The organism is Aeromonas sp. R5-1, assembly GCF_040908265.1.
In the GTDB taxonomy this organism is placed as follows: Bacteria; Pseudomonadota; Gammaproteobacteria; order Enterobacterales; family Aeromonadaceae; genus Aeromonas; species Aeromonas caviae.
In genome coordinates, this window is sequence record NZ_JBFODJ010000049.1 from 17,340 (window position 1) to 28,226 (window position 10,887).

General features: G+C 63.5%; 9 protein-coding genes and 1 pseudogene. 4 read left to right on the top strand and 6 right to left on the bottom strand.

Going from position 1 to position 10,887, the window contains the following annotated elements:
* Nucleotides 1-131: 131 nt before the first annotated feature.
* Nucleotides 132-1,259 (top strand): annotated as a pseudogene (locus tag AB5Y64_RS06980) (GGDEF domain-containing protein).
* 100 nt (nt 1,260-1,359) lie between these two features.
* Here the strand turns inward: AB5Y64_RS06980 and rnk are convergent.
* From rnk to AB5Y64_RS07005, 5 genes are all read right to left on the bottom strand, one after another.
* The gene (gene rnk / locus AB5Y64_RS06985) at nt 1,360-1,755 is read right to left on the bottom strand and encodes a nucleoside diphosphate kinase regulator (protein ID WP_010675253.1); all 396 of its coding nucleotides are present in this window, start codon (nt 1,753-1,755) and stop codon (nt 1,360-1,362) included.
* 233 nt (nt 1,756-1,988) lie between these two features.
* The gene (locus AB5Y64_RS06990) at nt 1,989-2,723 is read right to left on the bottom strand and encodes an ABC transporter substrate-binding protein (RefSeq protein WP_010675251.1); all 735 of its coding nucleotides are present in this window, start codon (nt 2,721-2,723) and stop codon (nt 1,989-1,991) included.
* A gap of 81 nt (nt 2,724-2,804) precedes the next feature.
* Nucleotides 2,805-3,488, bottom strand: a complete 684-nt coding sequence (locus AB5Y64_RS06995) for a hypothetical protein (RefSeq protein ID WP_323582091.1) — start codon at nt 3,486-3,488, stop codon at nt 2,805-2,807.
* A 50-nt stretch (nt 3,489-3,538) separates the two neighbouring features.
* On the bottom strand, nt 3,539-4,906 hold the full coding sequence (locus AB5Y64_RS07000) for an alkaline phosphatase (protein WP_171865824.1): 1,368 nt from the start codon (nt 4,904-4,906) through the stop codon (nt 3,539-3,541).
* Nucleotides 4,907-4,930: 24 nt separating this feature from the next.
* A complete protein-coding gene (locus tag AB5Y64_RS07005) occupies nt 4,931-6,322 on the bottom strand; it encodes an alkaline phosphatase (RefSeq protein ID WP_368203553.1) in 1,392 nt (463 codons plus the stop codon).
* 341 nt (nt 6,323-6,663) lie between these two features.
* On the opposite strand from AB5Y64_RS07005, the gene ylqF reads away from it, so the two are divergent.
* Together ylqF and AB5Y64_RS07015 are read left to right on the top strand one after the other, a co-directional pair.
* The gene (gene ylqF / locus AB5Y64_RS07010) at nt 6,664-7,614 is read left to right on the top strand and encodes a ribosome biogenesis GTPase YlqF (RefSeq protein ID WP_052814633.1); all 951 of its coding nucleotides are present in this window, start codon (nt 6,664-6,666) and stop codon (nt 7,612-7,614) included.
* A gap of 301 nt (nt 7,615-7,915) precedes the next feature.
* Nucleotides 7,916-9,064 (top strand): MFS transporter, encoded by a 1,149-nt coding sequence (locus AB5Y64_RS07015; RefSeq protein ID WP_045524169.1) that lies wholly within the window; start codon nt 7,916-7,918, stop codon nt 9,062-9,064.
* An 89-nt stretch (nt 9,065-9,153) separates the two neighbouring features.
* Here the strand turns inward: AB5Y64_RS07015 and AB5Y64_RS07020 are convergent, their stop codons facing one another.
* A complete protein-coding gene (locus AB5Y64_RS07020; RefSeq protein WP_125117310.1) occupies nt 9,154-10,050 on the bottom strand; it encodes a histone deacetylase in 897 nt (298 codons plus the stop codon).
* Between the two features lie 97 nt (nt 10,051-10,147).
* On the opposite strand from AB5Y64_RS07020, the gene AB5Y64_RS07025 reads away from it, so the two are divergent.
* Nucleotides 10,148-10,887: IS1595 family transposase (locus AB5Y64_RS07025; RefSeq protein ID WP_368203555.1), on the top strand; the 740-nt coding region annotated here is incomplete at its 3' end.

Consider the following 10,887-nt stretch of genomic DNA (forward strand, 5'->3'; position numbering starts at 1 on the left):
GTTGTCCGGCACGCTTCACGGGGAGTAGGACGTGCGAGTCGGGCAAATATTTTTGCCCGGCCCATAGGCTCCCTCTGTGTCTTGTCATGGGCTTCCCATATACTCAGCCATCCCCATTGGAAGGTTCGGGAATGGACGCCTCAATTCTGCTCAATCTGGACGTATTTACCCTGATGTTGATGGCCCTTGGGGGCTACAGCCTGGGATTCATCACCCTCTCCATCATCTGGTCGACCCACAGGGAAATACCCGGTCTCGGGCTCTGATGGTGGTCCAGCCTCTGTGCCCTGGCGGCGCAATCGCTCTTCTTCATGCAGGCATTTTCCCCCCATATCGCGGGGATCTGGCTGGCCAACCTGCTCATCACCTTCTGCCTCGCCCTGATGCCACTCGCCATCCAGCGCTTCTTCGGGGAGCCGCCAAACTGGCGGGCATTCACCCTCTTCATGCTGGTCTACCTGCTGATCCTCTGCTGGAGCGTCATCTTCAACGACAAGATGGCCCCCCGGGTGCTGCTGGCCTGCCTGAGCTACATGATGGTGGGGGCGGTGATTGTCTGGCTCATCTGGCGCCATGGCTACCCTGACTATCTGCCCGCTGTGCTGGTGTTCACCGTGGTCAATATCCTGCTCTACGGTTTCAATCTGGTGCGCATGGGGGCCCTGCTCGGCGGCGAGGTGCGGGTCCTGATGGATCAGCATGCGGTCAATGTGCTCCCCTTCCTCTCCATGCTGATGGGCAACTATCTGTCGACCTTCGGGGTGCTGCTGCTCTGTACCCAGTACCGGGCCCTGGCCCTGCGGCGACAGGCCAGCCAGGATCCCCTGACCGGCCTTCTGAACCGGCGCGGCTTCATGGATCACTGCGTGACGATGGCAAGGCAGGGGGCGCTGGTGGTGCTGGATCTCGACGACTTCAAGCAGATCAACGATCGCCATGGTCACGAGACCGGGGACAGGGTGCTGGAGGCGGTGGGTCGCTATCTTGCCGGCCAGCGGGATCTGGTGGCCAGCCGCTTCGGCGGGGAGGAGTTTGTGCTGCTGTTGCCCGAGCGGGACCCCCTGGCCCAGCAGGCACGCTGCGAGCAGATCCGCCAGGGGATAGAAACGCTGGGGCTGAAGAGGGTCCGGGTGACGGCCAGCCTGGGGTGGGCGCCCAGCGCCCGTGAATGGCACTTTGACACCCTGTTCAGCCAGGCCGATCGCGCTCTCTATCAGGCCAAGCGGGAGGGCAAGAACCGGATCTGTCAGGGGGCCTGATCCCACGTCAGGTCATGCCCGGCCGGTGGCCCTTGGCTCCGACCGGACAAAGGTATACCGAGTCAGCTACCTGGTCGCATCAGACCAGAATGGCCTCCTGTCAGCGGTGCAGCTCCCCCGCGCGTTCCGGCTGATAGACCACTTCCAGGATCTCCACCTGGATGGTGCGACCGGCCGGCCCCGGCCAGGCGATGCTGTCACCCACCTTGAGCCCCAGCAGGGCGCTGCCCACTGGCGCCAGCACGGAGATCTTCGATTCGTCCCCCTGTACATCCTTTGGATAGACCAGCGTCAGGCAGAAGTCGTTGCCGCTGTTTTGCATCTTGAAGCGCACCGTGCTGTTCATGGTCACCACGTCCGGCGGCATGTCGGCGGGTTCGCGGATCTCGGCGCGATCCAGCTCCTCTTGCAGGGCAAGGTGCTGGGGGTGGTTGCCAAGCAGCTGTTCGATGCGATCCAGATCCAGGCTGGAGATGACGAGATGAGGCTGTTTCATAGGGTATTTCCTTATCAATGACTGAAGGGACCAGGATGACGGGCAGACTGGTCGACAAAAAACGGTGCAAGGGTAAAAAGCAGACAGCAAAAGCGATGCCCCCGAGCGACTCGCGCAGCGGGGCGAGGGCGGGGGCTCAGCGGGGTGTGAGCGTACTGGAAAAAATCATGATTGCTTTCATGGAGATACCATAACCATTCTGGGGTGGTTTGGCAATTGGACTGACTGTCTCATCAGGGAGCCTGGTAATCGTACTGGTGCAGGATGCGCGCGAGACTGCCATCCTCCCTCATTTCCTGAATGACCCGGCGCCAGCGCAGCGCCTCGCTGCGGGAGAAGCGGGGGCTGGCGGCCAGGTAGAGGGTGCTCTGCTGCAAGGTCTCGCCCCGCACCAGATCCGGGAGCGGCAGGCCCGCCCGCTGCTGGTTGTAACGGGCGGTGTTCCAGGCCACCGCCCAGGCCTGGATGCGGCCGCGCGCCAGCTTGCTGGCGTTGCTGACCTCCTCGGTGACCAGCTCCCGGGTCACCCCTGTCAGCGGCTGGATCAGGCTCTGGCTATGGGAGCCACGCATCACGCCAACGGTGAGGCCTGGCAGTGTCTTCATGGAGAGCGGCGCTGGATGGTGACGGCGATGGCTGACCAGCACGAAGGCCTCCTCCAGCAGGGGGGCAATCCAGAGAAACAGTGGTTCGCGCTGGGGGTTTCGGGCCGGGGGCAACAACAGGACATCCGGGCGGTGGCTGGCCTGGCTGAGGGCGCGAGCCAGCGGCATCAACTCGATCTCGAGCGGTTCCCCGAGGCGGCGGGCAGCCTCCTCCAGCACCTCGATGGCCATGCCGCTCGGCGCACCCTGCTGGGCGCGGATCACATAGGGGGGAATGTCCGCGGCCACGACGACCACGGCACGGGCCGAAAAGGCGCAGACGATCAGAGGGGAGAGCAGCAGAAGCAGAGTAACAAGGCGCATGGATGTTCGGGTCCGGGATGAGTACAGAGAGTGTAACATCCCGTTACGCCATGTCAGCCAGGCGATTGCCGCCTGGGGGGATCAGTCGAAGAAATCCCGCAGATCCAGGGTCTGGTACCCTGCCAGTTGCTGCCAGGGGAGGGTCTTTGGCAGCGTCTTGAGCGTCACCTCCATCCGGTAGCTGCGATAACCGTCGAGGCTTGCCGACTCCACCACCAGGGGCAACTGCCAGCGGCTCGACCAGAGGATGCGGGTACGCTGGCGACCTTCACGGGTCTCATACCAGTTCGCCTGGTCGGGGGCAGCCTCATCCAGCGGTGTCATTCCCTCCAACAGGGCAGGGTTGATGAGGTGGCGGATCCGCGCCCACTCCGGCTTGAAGGCCACCTGGCCGTACTCCTCCTGCGGCACCTCCACCAGCTGGTTGTGCCAGGCATCGGCGTAGCGCAACTGGAGTGCGTCTCCCTCGCTGCGGGTCACCCAGCGCGCCGCCATCTGGTGAGTGAAGTGCTTGTGGCCGGGGCGGGCATCGTGGGTGGCGTGATAGGCTCGGGCCAGGGGAACGGGAATGAGCCGCTGGCTCCACACCTGGTCACCGACGCGCAGCCACTTCTCCTGCCACTGGCTCTCCCGGGTGATGCCGTCGCTGCCGGTCACCCTGTCCACGTAGCGGATGCGGGCGGCCAGATCGGGCACCTCGTCGGCCAGGAGGGGAAAGGAGAGGGCGCTGCCCAGCAGCCATAAAGAAAGCAGATATTTCATCATCGTCTCTCGCTCGACGGAAAACGGGCCCGGCGCGGTGCCGGGCCCCTTTATCACAGGCCGAGGGCCTCCCTGAGCTTGCCGAACACCCGGGTGTTGTCGAGGGTGCCCTTGAACTGGCTGCTGCCTGCGCCGCCCGCGAACAGCATCACATCGCCGCCGCCGTGAGTCTCGGAGCCGAGCTTGACGCCGGTCTCCTGCAGGTAGTCATCCGCCATCACCTCATCGCTGGTAAGGGTGGGGCGCTGGTCCTGGCGGTTGGGGCCGTTGCCGAACACCAGAGTAGTGAACGGCTTGCCGTCCGCGTCGTTCTGGGTCGAGCCATCGGCGTTCTTGACCAGATCCAGCACCTTGTTGCCCTTGGCGGAATAGCCGTTGATGGTCATGGTGTGGTCGTGGTCGGCGGTAACCACGATCAGGGTATCGCTCAAATCCACTTTGCCGAGGGCCGTCTTGACCGCCTCGTCCAGCGCTACCGCATCGGTCAGCGATCGCTTGGCGTTGGTGGCATGCAGGGCGTGGTCGATACGCCCCCCCTCCACCATCAGGAAGTAGCCCTGGCTGTTCTGGCTGAGCAGATCGATCGCCTTGGCGGTCATCTCGGAGAGGGACGGCTGGGTACTGGCCGCCCCCTTGGCGACGCGGTCCAGTTCGTAGTCGAGGTGTGACTTGGTGCTGAACAGCCCCAGCACCTTGCCCGAGTTGACGGCAGAGAGCTCATCCTTGGTGGTGACATAGCGGTAGCCCCGGGCGGTCAGCTCGGCGGTGAGATCCCGGCCGTCGGCCCGGCCGCCCTTGTTGCTGGCGCTGTAGGGCGTCCAGTGGTTGGCGCCGCCCCCCATCAGCACATCGACCCCATCCCCCAGCGCCTGATTGAAGCCGGCTCCGCCCGGTACCGCCTGCTCGGCGATGGCGTAGGCCGCATCCCGGTGGCAGATATGGGAATAGGTCGCCGCCGGGGTGGCATGGGTGAGCTCAGTGGTCGTGACGGCCCCCACCGACTTGCCCGCTGCCTTGGCCAGCTCGAGAAGGGTGGGCACCGGGCTTCCGTTGTCGCTGGTGCAGTTGTTGATGCCCTTGTTGCCGTTGGCATCCTTGGACGGTGCCACGGCCCTGGTGTCGCTGCTCATGGCGATCACCTCGTTGTTCATCTTGACGCCGGTGGTGTAGGCCGCCATGGAGGGGGCGGAGTCCGTGGTCTGGGCATCGTGGGAGAAGGTCTTGATGCGCGCGCTCTGGGGCAGCTTCATCATCTCGAGATCCCCCTCTTCCCCCACCTTGAACAGGCGGGTGGCGGTGAGCACGGTGGGACCCATGCCGTCACCGATAAAGAGGATGACGTTCTTGGCATCGGCGGCGTGCGCCTGGGAGAGGCCGCCAAGCGTGCCGAGCAGGGCGGTGCAGACCAGCGTCTTTTTCATGGTGATGTTCATCCTGATAATCCCTTACAGCTTGGCCGCAGCCTTGATCTTGCCGAACACGGCGGTGTTGTCGAGAGAGCCGTGGAAGCGCTCCGCTCCCTGGCCGATGGCGCCGAGGAAGACATCGGTACCGCCGTGGGTCTCGTTGCCTATCTCGCCCACCTTGACCACCACCTCCTGGTGATAGTCGTCGGCGGAGACGGTAGCGTCGTCGAGGGCCGCCACGCTGCTGCGCGGGCCGTCCACCCGGTTGTAGCCGTTGCCAAAGCCGATGATGGTGTAGGGCATGCCATCGCTATCCTTGCTCGGCTCGCCGGTCTCGTAGTTCTTCACCAGCCCGAGCACGCCCGCATTGCCTGCCGTGGTCTTGCCGGTGCGCTTGGCGTACCCGTTGAGCACAAGCGTGTGGTCATGGTCGGCGGTGACCACGATCAGGGTGTTTTTCAGCTCGGGATCGGTTTTCTTCACTTCATTGATGGCGGCCTGGATGGCGTTGTCGAAGGCGAGGGTATCCTGCAGGGCACGCTTGGCGTTGGTGTCGTGCAGGGCGTGATCGATGCGCCCCCCTTCCACCATCAGGAAGTAGCCCTTCTCTTTGCCCTTGAGCTGCTTGATGGCAGCCAGGGTCATCTGGGCCAGTGACGGCTCGCTGGCGGGTCGGTCCAAGTCATATTTCATGTGGCTTGAGCCAAACAGGCCCAGCAGCGGCTTGCTCGCATCGGCCTGGTTCAGCTCGTCCAGGGTGGCGGCAAACTGATAGCCCTTCGCCTTCATCTCGTCGATGAGGTTGCGACCGTCCTCCCGCTTGCCCTTGTCGGCGCTGGGCAGGAAGAAGCCGCTGCCGCCCCCGAGCACCACATCCAGCCCCTCCTTCAGGGCGCTGTTGTAACCGCTGCCTCCCGGCACCATCTGGACGGCGATATCAGCCTCCAGGTCCCGGTTGCAGATATGGGCATAGGTGGCGGCCGGGGTGGCGTGGGTGACCCGGGTGGTGGTGACCACGCCGGTGCCACGGCCATCGGCCTTGGCCAGCTCCAGCAGGGTGGTCACCGCTTTGCCGCCGCTCTGGCTGCAATCGCTCTCCTGGGTGGCGTCGCTGTCCATGCTGATGACGCCGTTGTTGCTCTTGACCCCGGTCATGTAGGCCGCCATGGAGGGGGCCGAGTCGGTCACCTGAGCATCGTGGGAGAAGGTCTTGATGAAGGCCGTTTCCGGCAGGGTGTCGATGGTGAGGCTGCCCTCTTCGCCGACGCCATAGATCCGGGAGGCGGTGAGGGTGTTGAGACCCATGCCGTCGCCGAGGAAGAAGATCACGTTCTTGGCGCTGGGTTCCGGGGTGTTGCTGTCGTTGTTGGAGTTGCAGCCGGCGGCCAGGGCGGCGCCTATCATCACTGCAAGTCCTGCCATCTTTCTCATTGGGGTTCGCTCCTTGTGAAACCTGAGCGCAGCCTAGAGGGGGCAGATGACACTTTTAGTGCAGAGAGATGACAATACGGTGAAAGCGCCTTGCAAATGTTATCTTATATCAATGGGTTATGTTGATTGTGTTCTGCCACTCACCTCCCGGTGGCGTGGTAGGCATCCGGCCACCCGGGTGACAACACCCGGCCAGAATAGCCTGTCAAATCGGGGCCGCAGCAGGTAAAATGCGCCCCCTTGCGATGAGTGCCAGCGGTCTGGCGCATCACCACGCACCCGCAACCCCGAGCGCCCGCAGCCCCGAGAGGGGACCGCATGCCAATGAGAGAGTAACGGATATGTCCATCAACTGGTTCCCCGGCCACATGCACAAGGCCCGCAAAGAGATTGCAGAGGTCATGCCCCAGGTCGATGTCATCATCGAGATGCTCGACGCCCGCATCCCCTTCTCCAGCGAGAACCCCCTGGTGCCGGAGCTGCGCGGGGAGACGCCGGTGATCAAGGTGCTCAACAAGGCAGACCTTGCCGACCCCGAGATCACCGCGCTGTGGGTGGCCCACATGGAGCAGGAGAAGGGGATCAAGGCACTGCCCTTGACCCAGCAGGAGCCGGAGAAAATCAAGCAGTTGCTGACCCTGTGCCACGAGATGCTGCCGGAGCGCAACTTCGAGCTGCGCGGGGTGCGCGCCATGATCATGGGCATCCCCAACGTGGGCAAGTCCACCCTGATCAACACCCTGGCGGGGCGCATCATCGCCAAGACCGGCAACGAGGCGGGGGTGACCAAGTCCCAGCAGCGGATCAAGCTCGACAACCACGTCATCCTGACGGACACCCCTGGCTTCCTGTGGCCCAAGCTCAACCCGCCCTCCTGCGGTTATCGACTGGCGATCACGGCGGCCATCAAGGATACCGTCTTCGATTACGCCGACATCGCCATGTTTGCCGCCGATTACTTCATCAAGGCCTATCCGGAGCGCATCAAGGCACGCTACCAGCTGAGCGAGCTGCCGGAGACCGAGATCGAGCTGCTGGATCTCATTGCCCGTCAGCGCGGCTTCATGCGCAAGGGGGGGCTTGCGGATCTGCACAAGGCCTCGGAAATCCTGGTCAATGAATTCCGGTCCGGCATGCTGGGGCGGATCTCCCTGGAGACGCCAGAGATGGTGAGCGTCGAGATAGTGGAAGCCGAGGCCGAGGCTGAGCAGAAAGCCAGGGAGAAGGCGGAGCGGGAAGAGGAGCGCCAGGCCCGGGCTCGTCGCAAGTACGCCAAGAAGCGCCAGCGCTGACCGGCGTTGTGCACGATAGGTTGTGCTTGATAGCAAGAAGAGGCGGCCCTGGGCCGCCTCTTCTGGTCATGGCGCTCTGGCGTGAGGGAGGCACAGAGTCGATATTCAACCGCCCGCTTCCCCTCATCATGACCAAGGTGTCGGCCAATCAAGGGGATGAGGCTCCCGTCAGGGGAGGGCCGTGCCGCGTTGCCATCACGGTGGGCAGAAAAACCTTGCGACCCGGCCTCAGTGCCGATTGACAAAGGCACAGGCGGTGGCATGATGCGCTCGCATTTTGCCTCTCCCCACGGTTCTATCCATGACCACATACTCCCGCCCGGTGCTGCTCCTGCTCTGTGGCCTGCTGTTGCTGACCCTGGCCATCGCGGTATTGAATACCCTGGTGCCGCTCTGGCTCGCCCATGAGCATCTGCCCACCTGGCAGGTCGGCATGGTCGGCTCCTCCTATTTCACCGGCAACCTGCTGGGAACCCTGCTGGCGGGCAGACTCATCGCCCGCTGCGGCTTCAATCGCAGTTACTACCTGGCCAGTGCGCTCTTTGCCGCAGGCTGCGTCGGGCTCGGCATTACCGTGACGTTCTGGAGCTGGCTCGCCTGGCGATTCATCGCCGGTGTCGGCTGCGCCATGATCTGGGTGGTGGTGGAGAGCGCGCTGATGTGCAGCGGCAACGCCCGCAATCGGGGTCGCCTGCTGGCCGCCTACATGATGGTCTATTACGTGGGCACCGTGCTTGGGCAACTGCTGGTGAGCAAAGTGCCGACGTCGCTGATGGCGGTGCTGCCCTGGGTGACCGCCCTGGTATTGACGGCCATGCTGCCGCTCTTGTTCACCCGCATCGCCAGTCCGTCAGGCAACCACCAGGCCAGGACTCCGGTCTGGCCGATGCTGCGCCTGCGTCAGGCGCGTCTGGGGGTGAACGGCTGCATCCTCTCCGGCATCGTGCTGGGGGTGCTTTATGGTCTGATGCCGCTCTATCTGAACCACCAGGGGGTGAGCGACGGGGCCATCGGCTACTGGATGGCGGTGATGGTGAGCGCCGGCATCCTGGGGCAATGGCCGGTGGGGCGTCTGGCAGATCGTTTCGGGCGCCTGCCGGTGCTGCGGGTACAGGTGCTGGTGGTGATCCTGGGGGCCATGGCGATGCTCGGCAACGCAGCCATGGGACCGACGCTGTTCATTCTGGGGGCCGCGGGCTTCACGCTCTATCCGGTGGCCATGGCCTGGGCCTGCGAGAAGGTCGAGCAGCATCAACTGGTGGCCATGAACCAGGCGCTGCTGCTGAGCTACACCATCGGCAGCCTGCTCGGACCGACCCTGACGGCGCTCCTGATGCAGCACTACTCGGATCATCTGCTGTTCATGGTGATTGCCGGGGTCTCCCTGGTCTATCTGCTGATGCTGCTGCGCAAGATGGGCGAGCACCCGACGCCAATGGCCCATGCCTGAGGGCAGACGGCGTCATCATCCCTGTGCACGGATATAGAAGAGGCGACCCAAGGGTCGCCTCTTTTTCGTCATGGGCCGGGCGGTGCCGCTCAACCAAACCGGTGCCTTGCTGCTTCAAAGAGCGAGAGGTGCAGCGGGATCAACTGCTGCCAGTCTCGCCGGTAACCCCCGCCCGGTACGGCGGTGATGGGCAGCCCGTGGCGAAGCGCAGAGTCAAAGACCATGGCATCGCGCTGGCGCACGCCTGAGTCGCTCAGGGAGAGGTAGCCTAGCTCGTCGTCCCGGTGCACATCCACCCCGGCCTGATAGAGGATGAAGTCGGGGGCGTAGAGGCGATGAGCCAGGGCGAGGGCCTGGTTCAGGGTCTCGAGATAGGCGTCGTCCTCTATGCCGCTTGGCAGGGGAAAATCCAGATGGGAGGCCGGCTTGTGGCGGGGGAAGTTGTGTTCTCCGTGCAGGGAGAGGGTGATGATGTCACGGCTGCCCGTGCACAGGGCGGCGCTGCCATCTCCCTGATGGACATCGAGATCCACGATCAGTACCCGCTCGCAGAGTCCCTCGTCCAGGCAGGTTCGTGCCGCGATCACCAGATCGTTGAAGAGGCAGAAGCCGCTGCCAAACCCCCGGTGTGCGTGGTGGTAGCCGCCGGAAATCTGCAGTCCGCAGCCCTGCGCAAGGGCGTGGCGGCTGGCGGCCAGGGTGGCGCCGACCGAGTGCAGGGTACGTTCAATCAGCAGGGGAGACCAGGGAAAGCCGAGCCGGCGAATGGCCCCTTCATCGAGAGTACCGGTGAGGGCGGCCTGTACATAGGCCGCATCGTGCACCTTCTCTATCTGCTCACGGCTGGCAGGGGTGGCCTGTGCCAGCGGATAGTCGAGGGCGACGAGGCGTTCAAACAGCGCCTGGTACTTGGCCAGGGGGAAGCGGTGACGCTCGGGCAGCCTCAAGGCGGAGTAGTGGGGGTGATAGAAGATGCGCAGTGACATGAAGCATCGGCCATGAACGGGTATGAAAAAGGCGCTGTCCCAATTACATGTTGAAAGGCTAACCTTGAAGTAGGTCATCACCCTGAGGGCCTCCATCATGGATACCCAAGCCTTTCAACATCTACTGTCTCTCTTTCCACAGCTCACCATGCGCCAGCGTCGCCTCGCGCAACATGAACTCACTACCCCTCACCCAATCACCTCGCTGGCCGCTCAACTCCCCGCTTGTCGATGTTGCCCTCACTGTCAGGCCGAGGCTACGCAGTTGGCTCCCTGGGGTTGGAGTCGAGGGCTGCGTCGTTATCGCTGCAAGCAGTGTCTGCGCACCAGTTCCGTTCTCACCAAGACGCCTCTGGCTCGACTTCGCAAGGCACAATGCTGGGAAGACTACGCCCAGGCCCTCATCGACGGTCTGACCGTCCGACAGGCTGCCGTCCGCTGCGGAGTCTGTAAAAATACCGCCTTCTTGTGGCGTCACCGCTTCCTGAAAGCCATGGCGAGTCACCAGGCGGCACGGGAAGGGGGTATCGTCGAGGTTGATGAGACCTTCTTCTTGGAGTCGTTTAAAGGGCAACGTGGTTTGCCCCGCCCGGCCCGCCACCGTGGGGGCAAAGGCCGTACCCGAGGCACAGGGCCGGATTACATCCCGGTGATGGTGGTTCAGGACCGGGCTGGTCACCATGCGGATTTTCAGTTGGAGAAAATGAATGCCGAGACGGTGATAGCTGTTTTGACACCCCTTGTCTCGTCAGATGCGGTGTTGTGTAGCGACGGCGCCGGGGTGTATGCCAGTTTCAGCAAAGCGCAGGGAGTGACCCATCAGGTCGTGCGCAATCG